This window comes from Streptomyces longwoodensis, from assembly GCF_001514125.1.
In the GTDB taxonomy this organism is placed as follows: domain Bacteria; phylum Actinomycetota; class Actinomycetes; order Streptomycetales; family Streptomycetaceae; genus Streptomyces; species Streptomyces longwoodensis.
Genome location: NZ_KQ948552.1, coordinates 157831 through 174380, shown reverse-complemented (window position 1 = coordinate 174380; position 16550 = coordinate 157831). Strand labels below are relative to the sequence as shown.

General features: G+C 74.4%; 15 protein-coding genes. 10 read left to right on the top strand and 5 right to left on the bottom strand.

Annotated features, from left to right (window positions below; translation table 11 throughout):
- Positions 1-59: 59 nt before the first annotated feature.
- Together AQJ30_RS13255 and AQJ30_RS13250 are read right to left on the bottom strand one after the other, a co-directional pair.
- A complete protein-coding gene (locus AQJ30_RS13255) occupies positions 60-1391 on the bottom strand; it encodes a sensor histidine kinase (protein WP_067233062.1) in 1332 nt (443 codons plus the stop codon).
- On the bottom strand, positions 1388-2062 hold the full coding sequence (locus tag AQJ30_RS13250) for a response regulator transcription factor (RefSeq protein ID WP_067233060.1): 675 nt from the start codon (positions 2060-2062) through the stop codon (positions 1388-1390). Before AQJ30_RS13250 ends, AQJ30_RS13255 begins: the two co-directional genes overlap by 4 nt.
- 244 nt (positions 2063-2306) lie before the next feature.
- Here AQJ30_RS13250 and AQJ30_RS13245 point away from each other — a divergent pair, with 244 nt between their 5' ends.
- The gene (locus AQJ30_RS13245) at positions 2307-4544 is read left to right on the top strand and encodes an ATP-binding SpoIIE family protein phosphatase (protein ID WP_067233058.1); all 2238 of its coding nucleotides are present in this window, start codon (positions 2307-2309) and stop codon (positions 4542-4544) included.
- 7 nt (positions 4545-4551) lie between these two features.
- On the opposite strand, the gene AQJ30_RS13240 is transcribed toward AQJ30_RS13245, so the two are convergent.
- Complete coding sequence (locus AQJ30_RS13240) at positions 4552-5706, bottom strand: Gfo/Idh/MocA family protein (protein ID WP_067233057.1); 1155 nt, start codon at positions 5704-5706, stop codon at positions 4552-4554.
- A gap of 163 nt (positions 5707-5869) precedes the next feature.
- Here AQJ30_RS13240 and AQJ30_RS13235 point away from each other — a divergent pair, with 163 nt between their 5' ends.
- Entirely contained in the window at positions 5870-6871 is a 1002-nt protein-coding gene (locus AQJ30_RS13235) for a LacI family DNA-binding transcriptional regulator (protein WP_067233055.1), read from the top strand.
- Between the two features lie 140 nt (positions 6872-7011).
- Here the strand turns inward: AQJ30_RS13235 and AQJ30_RS13230 are convergent, their stop codons facing one another.
- Entirely contained in the window at positions 7012-8676 is a 1665-nt protein-coding gene (locus AQJ30_RS13230) for an FAD-dependent oxidoreductase (RefSeq protein ID WP_067233054.1), read from the bottom strand.
- Positions 8677-8988: 312 nt separating this feature from the next.
- On the opposite strand from AQJ30_RS13230, the gene AQJ30_RS13225 reads away from it, so the two are divergent.
- The 8 genes from AQJ30_RS13225 to argG all read left to right on the top strand — a co-directional run bounded on the left by AQJ30_RS13225 (position 8989) and on the right by argG (position 15927).
- A complete protein-coding gene (locus AQJ30_RS13225) occupies positions 8989-10131 on the top strand; it encodes a SchA/CurD-like domain-containing protein (RefSeq protein ID WP_067233550.1) in 1143 nt (380 codons plus the stop codon).
- A gap of 80 nt (positions 10132-10211) precedes the next feature.
- Positions 10212-10664, top strand: a complete 453-nt coding sequence (locus tag AQJ30_RS13220; protein ID WP_067233549.1) for a cupin domain-containing protein — start codon at positions 10212-10214, stop codon at positions 10662-10664.
- Positions 10661-11926 carry a beta-ketoacyl-[acyl-carrier-protein] synthase family protein gene (locus tag AQJ30_RS13215; RefSeq protein ID WP_067233052.1) on the top strand — a complete coding sequence of 422 codons (1266 nt, stop codon included), beginning with the start codon at positions 10661-10663 and terminating at the stop codon, positions 11924-11926. The genes AQJ30_RS13220 and AQJ30_RS13215 overlap by 4 nt, the downstream gene beginning before the upstream one ends.
- A gap of 4 nt (positions 11927-11930) precedes the next feature.
- A complete protein-coding gene (locus tag AQJ30_RS13210) occupies positions 11931-13184 on the top strand; it encodes a ketosynthase chain-length factor (protein WP_067233050.1) in 1254 nt (417 codons plus the stop codon).
- A gap of 30 nt (positions 13185-13214) precedes the next feature.
- Positions 13215-13484: an acyl carrier protein gene (locus tag AQJ30_RS13205; protein ID WP_067233049.1), complete on the top strand. Its 270-nt coding sequence runs from the start codon at positions 13215-13217 to the stop codon at positions 13482-13484.
- 1 nt (position 13485) lies between these two features.
- Positions 13486-13965: an SRPBCC family protein gene (locus AQJ30_RS13200; protein ID WP_067233047.1), complete on the top strand. Its 480-nt coding sequence runs from the start codon at positions 13486-13488 to the stop codon at positions 13963-13965.
- A gap of 11 nt (positions 13966-13976) precedes the next feature.
- The gene (locus AQJ30_RS13195; RefSeq protein WP_067233046.1) at positions 13977-14315 is read left to right on the top strand and encodes a TcmI family type II polyketide cyclase; all 339 of its coding nucleotides are present in this window, start codon (positions 13977-13979) and stop codon (positions 14313-14315) included.
- A gap of 157 nt (positions 14316-14472) precedes the next feature.
- Positions 14473-15927: an argininosuccinate synthase gene (gene argG, locus AQJ30_RS13190; protein ID WP_067233044.1), complete on the top strand. Its 1455-nt coding sequence runs from the start codon at positions 14473-14475 to the stop codon at positions 15925-15927.
- Positions 15928-16055: 128 nt separating this feature from the next.
- Here argG and AQJ30_RS13185 read toward each other — a convergent pair whose 3' ends face one another.
- A complete protein-coding gene (locus AQJ30_RS13185; RefSeq protein ID WP_245726910.1) occupies positions 16056-16550 on the bottom strand; it encodes a hypothetical protein in 495 nt (164 codons plus the stop codon).

Sequence of the window (16550 nt, the reverse complement as noted above, 5' to 3'; positions counted from 1 at the left end):
GTGCTCCTGGGCGAAGTGGGGACGGACGGACACATCCTGGTCCGGGAACCGTGAGGGAATCATGAGGAGGGATCACGGTCGGCGGAACGCCGTCGTGTCCCGGGGCGTCCCGTCCGCCTCTGGGCCGGACCGAGCACGAGCGCGAAGACCGAACCGCCGCCGGGCCGCCTGCGCACCGTTACGTCTCCGCCGTGGGCGGCAGCGACGTCCCGCACCAGTGACAGCCCGATGCCGGTGCCGCCGCCGGGGGAGCGGTACCGGACCAGCAGACCGGGCAGGCTCTCCGGGTCCAGTCCGGGGCCCCGGTCAGCCACCGTCACCGTCGTACCGTGGACGGCTATGTCCACCTGGGCCCGCTCCAGCGGGTCACCCGGGGTCCGCCCGTGCCGCAGTGCGTTGGCGAGCAGGTTGCGCACCGCTGTCCGCACCAACTCCGGGTCGGCGGTCACCACCGACGGTTCGAGCAGCGGTCTCACCGTGTGCCGGGAGGGCGGCAGCTCCTCGCAGACCTGCTCGACGAGCTGGTCCAGGCGCAGGGGGACGGGACGAGACGTGTGCCCGGCCTGCAGGCGGCCGCGGGTGAGGATGTTCTCGACGACGTCCGTCATCCGGTCCGCGGCCCGCCGCAGGCGCGGCAGGTGCGCGTGCAACCGGTCCGGGTCGGCGTCCGCGAGATCGACCGAGCCCCGCATCACGGCCACCGGCGTGCGCAGCTCGTGTGCCGCGTCGGCGAGCAGCCGTTCCTGGGCGTCGAGTGCCTCCGCGGCGGGACGCATACTGCGCCCGGACAGCACGTGCCCCGTCACCGCCGCCAAGAGCACCAGGAGAGCGGAGCCGGACAGGACCGCCATCACCAGCCGGTGGTGTTCGGAGCGTCCCTCGGCGGGGTCGCCGACCACCACCACCGCGCCCGACGTCCTCTGCGTCGCATCGTCGTAGAAGGGCACCGCCAGCAGGTACACCGGCTGACCGGCGTGGGTACGGCCTCCCGCACGTACGGTGTCGTCGCGGGCCATCGCGCTGCGCGCCACCCGGTCGACCGCATCGGCCCCGACGTCCGTCGCGGGACCGCGGGAGACGAACACCCGCTTGAGTCCGTCGCGGCGGGACTGGAGCACGATCACCTGGCGACGGCCACTGGTCGCCTCGTCGTCGTACAGACCGTCGAGCTGGATCCCGGCGTCGGTGTAGTACACGAGCGAAGCGGCCACCGCCGCCCGCCGGCGCATCTCCTCGTACTCGGCCGCCTGCCAGGACCGTCCGTCCGTGCGGATCACCAGCCAGGACAGCGCTCCCACCCCGGCCAGCGTGATCAGTGTGTACGCCAGGGTGAGCCGCCGCTGCAGACGGCTCAGGCGCCGGCGGGCCGGGGACGGCCGTCCGTCCGTCATGACGGATCCGTACGGTCCGTGAGCCGGAAGCCGTGACCGCGGACGGTCCGGATCAGGGCCGGCTCGCCCAGCTTGCGCCGCAGGCCCGTCATGACCGCGTCGACGACGTTGGAGACGGGGTCGGCCATCTCGTCCCAGCAGTGCTCGATCAACGCGGTACGGGTGACCACCTCGTCCGGGTGCAGCAGGAGGTGGTGCAGGACCGCGTACTCCTTGGGCGTCGGATACAGCAGGACGCCGGCGCGACGCACCTCGCGCCTGACCTCGTCGAGCTCGACGTCGGCGTAGCGCAGCACCACGGGCAGCCGCTCCGGTGCCCGGCGGACGAGACTGCCGACACGCAGCACGAGCTCCACCATGGCGAACGGTTTCGCCAGGTAGTCGTCCGCTCCGGAGTGGAAGCCGTCCACACGGTCCGCGACCTCGTTCAGGGCCGTGAGACACAGGACCGGTGTCGTCCAGCCGCGTCGGCGGCGCTCCTGGAGCGGCAGCAGCGTGTCGCCGGACGGCACGATGCGGTCGAGCACGACGCAGCTGTAGGGCACCAGATCGAGCATGACGTCCGCCTCGGGCCAGTCGGACGCGGTGTCGACGGCGTACCCGGCGTCCCTCAGGCCCGCCGAGATCACCTGCCGCAGGTCTTCCTCGTCCTCGACCAGGAGTACGCGCATGGCTCCGATCTCGTCCTTCGGCTGGAGAGGGTTGCAGGAGAACTGGACTGACCGGGCACACCGCCCGTCAGGCCGTGGACCAACCGGCCGGGGGACCACCTGGTCGGCGCCAATCCACTCGGATGGTACTCAAAGACCGGCATCCAGCCATCCGCCCTCCTCGCCGCAAGCCACACCCCCGCCCGACCCCACCCCGGCCGCCCCTCGCCTGGCCCGTCCCGCCGATCGGCGTACCGTCGTTCTTGTGGACGTCACCGCGGACAGCCTGGTGGCCCGGGCCGCGCGCGAGCTGAGCGCCGATGCGGACGAGCTGGTCGCCGACGTGGAGCGGGGCCTGCGCCGGGAGGTCCCCGAGCTGTGGGCCGACCCGGAGATCGCCCGGGTGACCACGCGGAACATCGCCGAGCACATCGCCGCGGCGCTCGACGGGCTGGAGCACGGCGTCGAGGCGGACCGCATCCCGCCGCCCGCGGCCGACCTCGACCGGGCACGCCGGCTCGCCCGCGGCGGGGTCTCCGTCACCGCCGTCCTGCGTGCCCACCGGCTCGCCCAGGCCATCGCCCTGGACCGGGTGCTGGCCGCCCTGCCCCGCCTGACCAGCGACCCGGAGCTGATCAGCGCCGCGGCACGCCGGCTGACCGAGGTGGCCACGGGCTACGTGGACCGCAGCTCCGAACGCGGCGTCGTGGCCTACCAGGAGGAGCGGGACCGGCGGCTGCGCTGGCGGCTGTCCGTGGTGAACGACGCCGGGCTCCGCATCGGCACCACCCTGGACATCGCCCGTACCACCCAGGAGCTGGCCGACTTCGCCACCGAGCACTTCGCCGACCGGGCCTGCGTCGACCTGCTCGACGCGCTGCTGCACGGCCGCGACCCGGACCGGCAGCCGCCCGTCCTCCGCCGCATCGCCCAGCGCGCGAGGACCGGCGCCCACACGGACAGCGCGTACGCCGCGCGTCGCACGGACGGGCCCGACCACCCGCGCGGTCCGGACGGCGACCCGCCGCCCCCGGCCGTCGCCCCCCAGCAGCTCCACACCTACCCGGAGGACTCCCCGCCCGCCCGGGTCCTCGCCACCGGGCAGCCCGCGCGGCTCCCCGCCGACGGGTCCCCGGGGGAGGGCCACTCGACCCTGGTCGTGCCCCTGCGGGCCCGGGGCGTCACCCTCGGCGTGGCCCAGTTCTCCCGCGACGGCAGTCCCGAGCCGTACGACGGCGAGGACCTGCTCCTCGCGCAGGAGATCGCCACGCGGGCGGCCGTCGCCGTCGACAACGCCTGCCGCTACACCCACGCCCGCGCCACCGCCCTCGGCCTCCAGCGCAGCCTGCTCCCGGCCCGCACCCCCGAGCAGTCCGCCGTGGACGTCGCCTACCGCTACCTCCCGGCCGGCGACCGGCTCGGCGTGGGCGGCGACTGGTACGACGTCATCCCGCTGTCGGGGGCGCGGGTCGCCCTGGTGGTGGGCGACGTCGTCGGGCACGGGGTCCACGCCGCCGCCACCATGGGCCGGCTGCGGACCGCGGTGCGCACCCTGGCCGACATCGACCTGCCGCCCGACGAGCTGCTCACCCACCTGGACGACGTGGTCCTGCGCCTGTCCGCCGAAGCGGCGACCGACCCCGACGACGACGCCGCGGAGATCGGCGCGACCTGCCTGTACGCCGTCTACGACCCCGTCAGCTGCAGCTGCATCCTGGCCCGCGCGGGTCACGTCCTGCCCACCGTCGTCACCCCGGACGGCGTCCACCGCGCCCTGGACCTGCCCCCGGGACCGCCCCTCGGGCTGGGCGGCCTGCCGTTCGAGGCGCTGGAGGTCCAGCTGCCCGAGGGCAGCCTGCTCGCCCTCTACACCGACGGCCTGATCGAGGCCCGCGACCACGACGTCGAGGCCGGTCTGACCCGCCTCCGGCAGGTGCTCGCCCGGCCCGCCCGCTCCCTGGACGCCGCCTGCGACACGGTGCTCGACACCCTGCTGCCCGAGCGGCCCGCCGACGACGTCGCCCTGCTCCTCGCCCGCACCCGCGCCCTGGGGGACGACCGGGTGGCCGGGTGGGACCTGGCCGCCGACCCCGCCGAGGTGTCCCGGGCCCGCTCCCGGGTCGCCGCACAACTGCGCCGGTGGGGCCTGGAGGAACTGGAGTTCACCGCCGAACTGGTCGTCAGCGAACTGGTCACCAACGCCATCCGCTACGGACGGCCCCCCGTCCACCTGCGTCTCGTCCTGCCCGACCCGGAGCCGCCCGCCGGGCCGGGTGCCGGCCGCGGCCGGTCCCTGCTGTGCGAGGTCCGCGACGCGAGCAGCACCGCCCCCCACCAGCGCCGGGCCCGTAGTTACGACGAGGGCGGCCGGGGCCTGCACCTGGTGGCCCAGCTCGCCGAGCGCTGGGGCACCCGCCAGACGCGCGTCGGCAAGACGGTCTGGGCCGAACTCAACGACACCGCGGGCGCGTTCCCCGCCTTCGGCGACCTCAGCGCGATCTGACCGCCCCTCACCGCAGGTCCACCCACGTCCGCCGCCGCGCCGAGCGGGTCATGGCGTCCAGCGCCGTCGCGCTCGCCACGGCGTCGGCGAGCGTCGGCCCGTACGGCGTGCCCTCGCTGACCGAGCGCAGGAAGTGGTACGCCTCGATCACCTTCAGGTCGTCGTAGCCCATGCTGTTGGCCGCGCCCGGCTGGAAGGCCCCGTACTCGCCGTCGCCCGGGCCGACGTACACGGTGCTGACCGGCTGGTCCTGGTAGGCGGTGCCGCGGCTGACGCCGAGCTCGCCCATGCGCCGGTAGTCCCAGAACAGGGCGCCCGTGGTGCCGTGGACCTCGAAGCCGTACGCGTTCTGCTCGCCGACCGAGACGCGGCTGGCCTCCAGCACGCCGCGGGCACCGGAGGCGAAGCGCAGCAGGCAGCTGACGTAGTCGTCGTTCTCCACGGGGCCCGGTGCGCCGCCGGTCGCGCGGGAGTGCCCTGCGGTGGCACCCACCGGGCGGGCCCGCTCGGGCACGAACACCGCGGTGTCGGCGGTCAGCGACACGATCTCGCCGAGCAGGAAGCGGGCCAGGTCCACGCCGTGCGAGGCCAGGTCGCCCAGCACCCCGCTGCCGCCCCGCCGGCGTTCGTAACGCCAGGTCAGCGCGCCGTCCGGGTGGGCCGCGTAGTCGCTGAACAGGCGGATGCGCACGTGGGTGACGGTGCCGATGTCCCCGGCGGCGACCATCCGGCGGGCGGTCTCGACGGCGGGCGCGTTGCGGTAGTTGAAGCCCACCGTGCCCTGGACGCCCGCCGCGCGGACGGCGTCGGCGACCGCGCGGGCGTCCTCGGCGGTCAGCCCCACCGGCTTCTCGATCCACAGGTGCTTGCCGGCCTCGGCCATGGCGACGCCGATCTCGCGGTGCAGGAAGTTCGGGGCCGTCACGCTCACGGCCGCCACCCGCGGGTCGGCGGCCACCTCCCGCCAGTCGCGGGTCGCGGACGCGAAGCCGTACCGCCCCGCCGCCTCCTCGGCCCGCCCCGGCACCTCGTCCGCGACGACGACCAGTTCCGGCCGCACCGGCAGCTGGGGGAAGTGGTGGGGCAGACGGCCGTACGCCTGCGTGTGGACACGTCCCATCCAGCCGAAGCCCACGACGGCGACGCCCAGCGTGTTCCCCATGACAGCCCCTTCGTCGACGGCCGGCCCCCTCGGCGACCGCTCGCGACCACCGGGCCGGACCCGCTTTTGGACCGATCCAAAACCTGCGGCACACGATGAGCGGCGTCCCCACCAGGTGTCAAGGGTCTTTACAGTGCGCCGCGCACTGTGGAACGGTCCAGCCATGACCGCCCCGACCATCCGCGACGTCGCCGCGCGCGCCGGCGTGTCGAAGTCCCTGGTCTCGCTGGTCCTGCGGGGGTCGGACAGCGTGCGCCCGGAGAAGCGGGCGGCCGTCCTCGCCGCCGTCGAAGAACTCGGCTACCGGCCCAACGCCGCCGCCCGCAGCCTCAGCGAACGCCGCACCCGCACCGTCGGCGTCCTGCTGAACGACCTGCGCAACCCCTGGTACGTCGACCTGCTCGACGGCCTGAACACGCGCCTGTACGACAGCGGTCTGCACGTGCTGCTCGCCGACGGCCACCTCAACCGGCGCCTGGGGGAGGACCTGACCCGCACCTTCACCGACCTGCGCGTCGACGGTCTGATCGCCGTGGGCACCCTGCACGACCCGCAGGCGCTGCGCACCGCCGCCGGCCGTGTCCCCACCGTCGTCGCCGGCACCCGCGAACCCGTGCTGCCCGGCGTGGACATCGTCGCCGGGGACGACGAGTTCGGTGCCCGGCTGGCCACCGAGCACCTCATCGGCCTGGGCCACCGGCACATCGCCCACATCGCCGGCCGGGGCGCGGTCGGCGAGCTGCGCCGCCGCGCCTTCGAGGCGACCATGCGCGAGCACGGCCTGGCCGCGACGGCGACCGTGGAGCAGGGCGACCTCACGGAGGAGGGCGGCTACCGGGCCACCGTGCGGCTCCTGGGCCGCCCCCACCGCCCCACCGCCGTCTTCGCGGTCAACGACGTGACCTGCGTCGGCGCGCTGTCGGCCGCCGAGGAGAGCGGCCTGCGGGTGCCCCGGGACCTCTCCCTGGTCGGCTACGACAACACCTCCCTCGCCCGGCTGCGCCACCTGTGGCTGACCACCGTGGACCACGCGGGCCACGACGTCGGCCGCCGGGCCGCCCAGCGCCTCCTGGACCGCATCGAGGACCCGGCCCGCCCCGGCGCGGTGGAACTCGCCGCCCCGGCCCTGGAGGTGCGCGGCACCACCGCGCCACCCGGCACCTGACCCGCTCGGCCGGCCCCGCGCCGACACCGGCGGGGACCGGGACTGGTGGCCTCGGTCGGCCCGGCCGCCCGTACGCACGACGGGCCCCCGCCCGCGGACCGATGCCGCCGGGCGGGGACCCGTGTCGTGCTGCCGGTGTGTCAGGACAGCGACAGCACCGTGGAGAGCACCTCGTGCAGGATCGCCTCCGGGTCCGTGGCCGGCTCCGGGGAGCGCCAGGCCACGAAGCCGTCGGGGCGGACCAGCATCGCCCCGCCGGGGGAGATGCCCAGCCGGCCGGCCCAGTCGGTGTCCTCGTCGGGGACCAGCTCCGCGTCCGGACCCAGGCGCAGGGACACCAGCGGCACCGAGAGCCGCTCGGCCAGGCGCCCGGCCGCACCGTGCCAGTCGCAGTCCGCGCCGGCCGGGCCCGACCCCGGGCCGCCCGACAGCAGCACCAGCGACGTCTCGAACAGGTCCAGGGTGGAGACCCGTTCGCCCCGGTGCCGGACCCACAGGTGCGGTGCCCGGCTGCCCGGCTCGCCGGTCAGGGCCAGCTTGTCGGGGACGACCTGGGCCGCCGGGTCGGTGCCGACGACGGCGCCCTGGGGGTAGCGGTACCCCAGGGCTACGTTGAGGATGCCGCCGGCACGGCCGCCGCCCCCGCCCGCGTCGGGCGCCGGGGCGTAGCCCGGGTGGCTGTGCTCGACCGAGCGCGCGGCGGCGCGGGCGCTGGTGGCCTCCGCGACGGGGCGGCGCTCGCTGTCGTAGGTGTCCAGCAGACCGTCGCCCGCCCAGCCGCCGAGGACCGCGGCCAGCTTCCACGCCAGGTTGTGGGCGTCCTGGATACCGGTGTTGGAGCCGAACGCCCCGGTCGGGGACATCTCGTGCGCCGAGTCACCGGCGAGCAGGACCCGGCCGGCGCGGTAGCGCTCGGCGACCCGCTGGGCCGCGTGCCAGGCCGCCCTGCCGGTGATCTCCACGTCGAGGTCCGGGTCGCCGACCGCGCGGCGGATGTGCTCCGCGCACCGCTCCTCGGTGAAGTCCTCGAGGGTCTCGCCCCGTTCGGGGTGCCACGGCGCGTGGAAGACCCAGCGCTCCTGGTTGTCCACGGGCAGCAGCGCCCCGTCCGCGTCGGGACGGGTCAGGTAGCAGACGATGAACCGGCGGTCGCCCACCACGTCGGCCAGCCGGCGCGAGCGGAACGTCAGGCTGATGTTGTGGAACAGGTCGCCCGGGCCGCTCTGCCCGATGCCGAGCTGCTCGCGCACGGGGCTGCGCGGACCGTCGGCGGCGACCAGGTACTGCGCCCGGACGACGGTGTGCTCGCCCGTCTCCCGGCTCTTCAGGTACGCGGTGACCCCGTCCGGGTCGGCGTCGAACGACTGCAGCTCGGTCGAGAACCGCAGGTCCCCGCCGAGTTCCACGGCCCGGTCGAGCAGCACCGGCTCCAGGTCGTTCTGGCTGCACAGGCACCACGAGGCCGGGCTGAACCGGGCCAGTCCGCCGCCCGGGTCGATCTCCCGGAACAGCCACTCGCCCTCGCCGCCGGCCAGCGCCGGGGTCTGCAGGATGCCGTGGTTCTCGGCCAGCGTGGCCGCTGCCCGGCGGATCCCGTCCTCCGCGCCCGCCACCCGGAACAGCTCCATCGTGCGGACGTTGTTGCCCCGGCCGCGCGGGTGGATCGACGTCCCCGCGTGCTTCTCCACCAGGGTGTGCCGTACGCCGAGCCGGCCGAGGAAGAGCGAGGTCGACAGACCGACCAGGGAACCTCCGACGATGAGTACCGGGACCTCCAGGTCGGGCCGCCCGGCTTGTGCGTTCATCTCGCCTCCACACACGTCGTGACCACCGGCTCGGGCGAATCCGGCCGGGGCCTTCATCCATGCCCCGCGGCACGCTCCGCGGCCCAGGCTTCACCCGCTTAACCCGCCCGGTTCGCGGTGGCGCACGGCAGCGCCCACGATCGACCTGACGACGCGACCGACGCCGCCCGGCGCGCGCTCCGGGACCACCGTCCCGGTGCGCGGGGGCCCCGCAGGGGCCACGGGGGGCCGCGTCCGCCCCACAGGTCCGCGACAGGCGTGGACGTACCGCGAGGAAGCCATGTGGAAGACCACGAGGAAGAGGTGCGCCGGATGACCGTCTCCCCCGATCCGCCGACGGTCCCGGGCGGTGTGTCCAGCACCGCGTTCGACGGGTCCCGCGTGCGGGTCCTGCTGATGCTGGACGTCCACGACGGAGCCCAGCAGCAGTTCCTGGACGCCTACGAGCGGATGCGCCACCGCGTCGCCGCCGTGCCGGGCCACCTGAGCGACCAGCTGTGCCAGTCCCTGGAGAACCCCACCCAGTGGCTGCTCACCAGCGAATGGGAGAGCGCACCGCCCTTCCTCGCCTGGGTCAACAGCGAGCAACACCTGGACATGGTCGAGCCGCTGGCCGGCTGCGTCCGCGACACCCGGTCGCTGCGCTACACGATCCTGCGCGAGACCACCGGCACCGACACCGCCCCGGCCCCCGGGGCCGCCGCGCTGCAGTCCGCGCCCCGCACCGGTGACAACGTCGTCCGGCACGCCCTCACGTTCACCGTCACCCCGGGCAGCGAGTCCAAGGTCGCCGAGATCCTCTCCGGCTACGCCTCACCGCAGCCGGTCGTCAACGACACCACCCGGCTGCTGCGCACCTCGCTGTTCCTGCACGGCAACCGCGTGGTGCGGGCGGTCGAGGTGCGCGGCGACCTCCAGGACGCCCTGCGGCACGTCTCCCGCCAGCCCGAGGTGCGGGCCGTGGAGCAGGCGATCGACCCCTACCTGGAACAGGAACGGGACCTGACCGACCCCAAGTCCGCGCGGGTGTTCTTCACCCGGGCCGCCCTGCCCGCCGTGCACCACACGGCCTCCGGGCGCCCGGAGGGTTCCGCCGCCACGCGGTGCGCGCTGTTCCTCCCGGCCCTCCCCGGCCGCGGGGAGGAGCTCGCCCGGCTGCTGGCCCGGCAGGACGAGACCGTCGCCGCCCACGCGCACGGTCCCGTCCTCTCGGCCACCGTCTTCCACCGGGACGACATCGTCGTACGCCTGGTCGACGTGGACGGTGACCCGGAGGACGCGCCCGGGCCGGTCCTGGCGCTGGCCGACGCGGCGTCGGCCGCCGAGGCCGGGCGCCTGCTGGACGCGGCCGCCCTGGGGCTGGACGGCCCCCCGACGGACGAGCGGGCGGTGCGGCGGCTGCTCGCCCACGCCCGGATGCAGCCGCTCACCGACCGCCGCGCCCCGGTCTCCTGACCCACCGCCGGCACCGGACCACCCTCCCCGCCCCACCGTCCTCACCGTCCCCACCCACGACCTTTTCCGGAGTGACCGACATGACACAACAGCAGCAGGCAGGCATCGGCGTCGGCGGCGGCGTCGTCGACCTCAGCTCCATCGCACCCAACCGCCGCCGCGGCGGCGACGTGCGCGCCCTGCTCACGCCCTCCACGGTGGGTTCGACGAGCGGCTTCATGGGCGTCGCCATCGTCCGGCCGGGGGAGAGCATCGCCGAGCACTACCACCCGTACTCCGAGGAGTTCGTGTACGTCGTCGAGGGCGCCTTCGAGGTGGACCTCAACGGCGAACCGCAGCCCCTGCGCGCCGAGCAGGGCCTGCTCATCCCCAAGGACGTCCGGCACCGGTTCCGCAACGTCGGCGACCGCGACGCCCGGCTCGTCTTCCACCTCGGCCCGCTGGCCCCCCGCCCCGACCTCGGGCACGTCGACACCGAGGAAGGCCCGCGGGACGCCACGGCCGAGGGCCTCGCGGCCGAGGCGGTGTCATGAGCCGGCGGGTCGCGGTCACCGGCATAGGCGTCGTCGCCCCCGGCGGCACGGGCGTGACCCGGTTCTGGGACCTGCTGTCCCAGGGGCGCACCGCGACGCGACGCATCTCCCTGTTCGACCCGGCCGGGCTGCGGTCGCAGATCGCCGCCGAGTGCGACTTCGACCCGGCGGCGCACGGCCTGGACCCGACGACCGTCGAACGCTGCGACCGCTACGTGCAGTTCGCGCTGGTCGCCGCGCGCGAGGCGGTGCAGCACGCCGGGCTGGACATGACGCGCGAGAACCCCTGGCGCACCGGGGTCAGCCTGGGCACGGCGGTCGGCGGCACCACCCGGCTGGAGCAGGACTACGTCCTGGTCAGCGAGCGCGGCGCACGCTGGGACGTCGACGCCCGCAAGGCGGGCCCGGCCCTGGAACGGGCCTTCTCGCCCAGCACCCTGGCCTCCGCCGTGGCCGAGGAGTTCGGCGCCCACGGGCCCGTGCAGACCGTGTCCACCGGCTGCACCTCGGGCCTGGACGCGGTCGGCTACGCCCACCAGGCGGTCGCCGACGGCCGGGTCGACGTGTGCATAGCCGGCGCGTCCGACTCGCCGATCTCCCCGATCACCATGGCGTGCTTCGACGCGATCAAGGCGACCTCGCCGAACAACGACGACCCGGCCCACGCGTCGCGTCCGTTCGACGCCCACCGCAACGGGTTCGTCATGGGCGAGGGCGCCGCCGTCCTCGTCCTGGAGGAACTGGAACACGCCCGCGCCCGCGGGGCCCAGGTCCTGTGCGAGATCGCCGGCTACGCCACCTTCGGCAACGCCCACCACATGACCGGGCTCACCAAGGACGGCCTGGAGATGGCGCGCGCCATCGAGACCGCCCTCGACGAGGCCCGCCTCGACCCGACGGTCATCGACTACGTCAACGCGCACGGCTCGGGCACCAAGCAGAACGACCGGCACGAGACCGCGGCCGTCAAGCGCGCCCTGGGCGAGCACGCGTACAAGACGCCGATGAGCTCCATCAAGTCGATGGTGGGCCACTCGCTCGGCGCGATCGGCTCCATCGAACTCGTCGCGTGCGTCCTCGCGCTGACGCACCAGGTGGTGCCGCCCACGGCCAACTACGAGACCCCCGACCCCGAGTGCGACCTCGACTACGTCCCGCGCGAGGCGCGTGAGCGCCGGCTGCGCGGGGTGCTGTCCGTGGGCAGCGGGTTCGGCGGGTTCCAGTCGGCGGTCGTCCTGACCGGTCCCGAGCGGAAGGCGTGAGGCGATGAGCGGACGAGAACCCCGGAGGGCGGTCGTCACCGGCATCGGTGCGGTCACCCCGCACGGCATCGGCACCGAGGTGTTCTGGAAGACCACCGTCGGCGGCGGCAGCAGCCTCGCCGCCCTGGACCGGGGCGGCTGCGAGGGCTACCCGCTGCGCGTCGCCGGCCAGGTGCGCGGCTTCGACCCGGCGGCACTGGTCGAGGAGACGTTCCTCGTGCAGACCGACCGGTTCACCCACTTCGCGATGGCCGCGGCCCGGCTGGCCCTGGAGGACGCGCTGCTGGCGGACGCCGACTTCGACTCGCCGTACTCGGTGGGCGTGGTCACGGCCGCCGGCTCCGGCGGCGGCGAGTTCGGCCAGCGCGAACTGCAGAACCTGTGGGGGCAGGGGTCCAAGTACGTCGGCCCCTACCAGTCGATCGCCTGGTTCTACGCGGCCAGCACCGGCCAGATCTCCATCCGGCACGGCTTCAAGGGGCCGTGCGGGGTGGTGGCCAGCGACGAGGCCGGCGGGCTCGACGCCCTCGCGCAGGCCGCGCGGACCGTGCGGCACGGCACCGACACGGTGGTCGTCGGCGCGGCCGAGGCACCCCTCGCGCCGTACTCGATCGTCTGCCAGCTCGGCTACCCCGAGCTGAGCCGGGCCACCCGGCCCGACCACGCGTACCGCCCCTTCACCTCCGAGGCCTGCGGCTTCGCCCCCGCCGAGGGCGGCGCGGTGCTGGTCCTGGAGGAGGAGCGCGCGGCACGCGCCCGGGGCGCCGAGGTCCGGGCCACCGTCGCCGGGCACGGCGCGACGTTCACCGGCGCGTCCCGCTGGGCCGAGTCCCGCGACGGGCTCGCCCACGCCATCGACATCGCGCTGGGGGAGGCCGGCTGCCGTCCCGAGGACGTCGACGTGGTCTACGCCGACGCCCTCGGCGTGCCCGAGGCCGACCGGGCCGAGGCCGGGGCGCTCGCCGACGCGCTCGGCCCGCACGCCCGGCGCGTCCCCGTCACCGCCCCGAAGACGGGCACCGGCCGCGCCTACTGCGCCGCGCCGGTGCTCGACGTGACGGCGGCAGTGCTCGGCCTGCAGCACGGGCTGATCCCGCCCACCCCGCACGTGACCGACCCCTGCCACGACCTGGACCTGGTGACCGGCCCCGCCCGTGCCGTGGAGGCCCGCACGGCCCTGGTCCTCAGCCGGGGGCTCATGGGCTGCAACGCGGCGCTCGTCCTGCGCAAGGGCGGCGCCCGGGGCCCGCACCGGTAACCGATCCGCACCACCGAAGGAGCGCACCCCATGACCGACCAAGTCTCCTACGAGGTCACCCTGGAGGACCTGGCCGCGCTGATGAAGCGCACCGCCGGCGTCTCCGTCGACCCCGACCAGTTCGCCCGGCAGGCAGACGCCGGCTTCGACACCTTCGGCCTGGACTCGCTGGGCCTGCTCGGCATCGTCGCCGAGCTGGAGAAGCGCTACGGCCTGTCGATGCCGCCGGACGCCGAGCGCTGCAAGTCGCCCGCGGAGTTCCTCGCGCTCATCAACAGCGCGCTGACGACAGGAGTCTGAGATGCCCGCGCACACCGACAACGAGATCGTCATCGACGCGCCCTTCGATCTCGTCTGGGACATGACCAACGACATCGAGAACTGGCCGCAGCTGTTCAGCGAGTACGCCTCGGTGGAGATCCTCGAGCGCGAGGGCGACCGCACCACCTTCCGGCTCACCATGCACCCGGACGAGCAGGGCCGGGTGTGGAGCTGGGTGTCCGAGCGCACCGCCGACCGCGCCGCCCGCAAGGTCGACGCCCACCGCGTCGAGACCGGGCCGTTCGCGTTCATGCGGATCCACTGGGAGTACGAGGAGACCCCGGCCGGCACGCGGATGCGCTGGGTCCAGGACTTCTCGATGAAGCCCGAGGCCCCGGTGGACGACGCCGGCATGGAGGAGATGATCAACCGCAACTCCCGCACCCAGCTGGCCCTCATCCGCGACCGCATCGAGCAGGCCGCGGGCGAGCGGCGTCCCGCCGCCGTCCTGAGCGAGTGAGGGGCACGCCGATGCACCACACCCTGATCGTCGCCCGGATGAAGCCCGGCGCGGCCGACGACATCGCGCGGGTCTTCGCCGAGTCCGACAGCGGTGACCTGCCCCACCTGATCGGCGTCACCCGGCGCAGCCTCTTCCAGTTCGGTGATGTGTACCTGCACCTCATCGAGAGCGAGAACGACCCGGGTCCGGCCATCGCCCGCCTCACCGACCACCCCGAGTTCCGCGAGGTGAGCGAGCGGCTGACGCCGTTCGTCTCCGCCTACGACCCGGAGACCTGGCGCGGTCCGAAGGACGCCATGGCGCAGTGCTTCTACCGCTGGGAGAGCGACGCCGTGGTGTCCGGCTGATCCGGACCCGCCCACCGCGGACGCACGGGGCACGGCCTTCGGGCCGGGCCCCGTGCGCGTGTGTCCGGCGCCCGCGGCGGGGCGTCCGGGCACCCGGAGCGCGCGGGAGCGTGCGACCCGCTTTGCATGACCATGCGAGAGGGTGCATACTCTTCCTATGTCCAAGGTCCTCACCTCCCTCCCCGTCGGCGAGCGCGTCGGCATCGCCTTCTCGGGCGGCCTCGACACCTCGGTCGCGGTCGCGTGGATGCGCGAAAAGGGCGCCGTCCCCTGCACCTACACCGCCGACATCGGCCAGTACGACGAGCCCGACATCGCCTCGGTGCCCGGCCGCGCGGAGACCTACGGCGCGGAGATCGCCCGCCTGGTCGACTGCCGCGCCGCACTGGTCGAGGAGGGCCTGGCCGCGCTCACCTGCGGCGCGTTCCACATCCGCTCCGGCGGACGCGCGTACTTCAACACCACGCCGCTGGGCCGCGCCGTCACCGGCACGCTGCTGGTGCGGGCGATGCTCGAGGACGACGTCCAGATCTGGGGCGACGGCTCGACGTACAAGGGCAACGACATCGAGCGGTTCTACCGCTACGGCCTGCTCGCCAACCCCAACCTGCGGATCTACAAGCCGTGGCTGGACGCGGACTTCGTGACCGAGCTCGGCGGCCGCAAGGAGATGTCGGAGTGGCTCCTCGCCCACGACCTCCCCTACCGCGCCAGCACCGAGAAGGCCTACTCCACCGACGCCAACATCTGGGGCGCCACCCACGAGGCCAAGACCCTGGAGCACCTGGACACCGGGGTCGAGACGGTCGAGCCGATCATGGGCGTCCGGTTCTGGGACCCGGCCGTGGAGGTCCCCACCGAGGACGTGACGATCGGCTTCGACCAGGGCCGCCCCGTCACCGTCAACGGCAAGGAGTTCGCCTCCGCCGTCGACCTGGTGATGGAGGCCAACGCCATCGGCGGCCGGCACGGCCTCGGCATGTCCGACCAGATCGAGAACCGCATCATCGAGGCCAAGAGCCGCGGCATCTACGAGGCCCCCGGCATGGCCCTGCTGCACGCGGTCTACGAGCGCCTGGTCAACGCCATCCACAACGAGGACACGCTCGCCCAGTACCACACCGAGGGCCGGCGCCTGGGCCGCCTGATGTACGAGGGCCGCTGGCTGGACCCGCAGGCGCTGATGATCCGCGAGTCGCTGCAGCGCTGGGTCGGCTCGGCGATCACCGGCCAGGTCACCCTGCGGCTGCGGCGCGGCGAGGACTACTCGATCCTCGACACCACCGGCCCGGCGTTCAGCTACCACCCCGACAAGCTGTCCATGGAGCGCACCGAGGACTCCGCGTTCGGCCCGGTCGACCGGATCGGCCAGCTGACCATGCGCAACCTGGACATCGCCGACTCCCGCGCCAAGCTGGAGCAGTACGTCGGGCTCGGCCTGATCGGCACCGCCACCCCGACCATCGGCGCCTCCCAGGCCGCCGCGACCGGGCTCATCGGCACCATGCCCGAGCTGCCCGAGGGCGGCGCCGAGGCCATCGCCTCGCGGGGCGAGGTCTCCGAGGAGGACGCGCTGCTGGACCGCGCGGCGATGGAGTCCGGCACGGACTGACGGGCTCCGCCCGGTCCACCACCACTACCGGAGGGCCGGCTCGACGAGACACTCGCCGAGCCGGCCCTCCGGCCTGTTGCCGGCGAGGTGCCCGGCAGGGGACGCGAGGTCCGCGGTGGCCCCGGAGCTCAGTCCGACAGGGTCGCAGCCAGGTCCGTGGCGGCCCGGACGAGGTCCGGGTCCGTGGCGGTGTCGGGGTCGGCGAGCAGTGCGTCGAGGACCGCGCGCCCGGCGCGCACCGCCTCGCGGGCCGCGCGCTCCCAGCCGACGTAGTCCTCGGGGTGGTGCAGCAGCTTCGGGTACGTCGCAGCCGTGGTCTCCCACTGGCGCGCGTGGACGATGTCGGTCAGCAGGCGCAGGACGCGGGCGCGGCAGCCGAGGTGGGACAGCTGGACGAGGTCCCACAGGAACGGCACCGTCGGGGCGGTGGCCTGGTCGACGACGAAGCCGTAGCGGCAGACGCGGTCGCGGAGCTGCGCGAGCGCGGACGTGGCGGCCGGTTCGTCGCCCCGGGCGACCGTGGTGAGCAGGGAGGGGATCGCCGAGGCCGGCCCGGCGCAGTCCTTGATCCCGGACCAGGGCACCAGGGCGAGGTCGTCGAGGGTTCTCTTCACCGTGGTCAT

Coding starts and splice junctions, on each gene's coding strand:
- AQJ30_RS13250 (WP_067233060.1), bottom strand. CDS start 2,062: ATGCGCGTACTCCTGGTCGAGGACGAGGAAGACCTGCGGCAGGTGATC.
- AQJ30_RS13215 (WP_067233052.1), top strand. CDS start 10,661: ATGAGCCGGCGGGTCGCGGTCACCGGCATAGGCGTCGTCGCCCCCGGC.
- AQJ30_RS13240 (WP_067233057.1), bottom strand. CDS start 5,706: ATGGGGAACACGCTGGGCGTCGCCGTCGTGGGCTTCGGCTGGATGGGA.
- AQJ30_RS13200 (WP_067233047.1), top strand. CDS start 13,486: ATGCCCGCGCACACCGACAACGAGATCGTCATCGACGCGCCCTTCGAT.
- AQJ30_RS13220 (WP_067233549.1), top strand. CDS start 10,212: ATGACACAACAGCAGCAGGCAGGCATCGGCGTCGGCGGCGGCGTCGTC.
- argG (WP_067233044.1), top strand. CDS start 14,473: ATGTCCAAGGTCCTCACCTCCCTCCCCGTCGGCGAGCGCGTCGGCATC.
- AQJ30_RS13195 (WP_067233046.1), top strand. CDS start 13,977: ATGCACCACACCCTGATCGTCGCCCGGATGAAGCCCGGCGCGGCCGAC.
- AQJ30_RS13255 (WP_067233062.1), bottom strand. CDS start 1,391: ATGACGGACGGACGGCCGTCCCCGGCCCGCCGGCGCCTGAGCCGTCTG.
- AQJ30_RS13205 (WP_067233049.1), top strand. CDS start 13,215: ATGACCGACCAAGTCTCCTACGAGGTCACCCTGGAGGACCTGGCCGCG.
- AQJ30_RS13225 (WP_067233550.1), top strand. CDS start 8,989: ATGACCGTCTCCCCCGATCCGCCGACGGTCCCGGGCGGTGTGTCCAGC.
- AQJ30_RS13185 (WP_245726910.1), bottom strand. CDS start 16,550: ATGACCACGGTGAAGAGAACCCTCGACGACCTCGCCCTGGTGCCCTGG.
- AQJ30_RS13230 (WP_067233054.1), bottom strand. CDS start 8,676: ATGAACGCACAAGCCGGGCGGCCCGACCTGGAGGTCCCGGTACTCATC.
- AQJ30_RS13235 (WP_067233055.1), top strand. CDS start 5,870: ATGACCGCCCCGACCATCCGCGACGTCGCCGCGCGCGCCGGCGTGTCG.
- AQJ30_RS13210 (WP_067233050.1), top strand. CDS start 11,931: ATGAGCGGACGAGAACCCCGGAGGGCGGTCGTCACCGGCATCGGTGCG.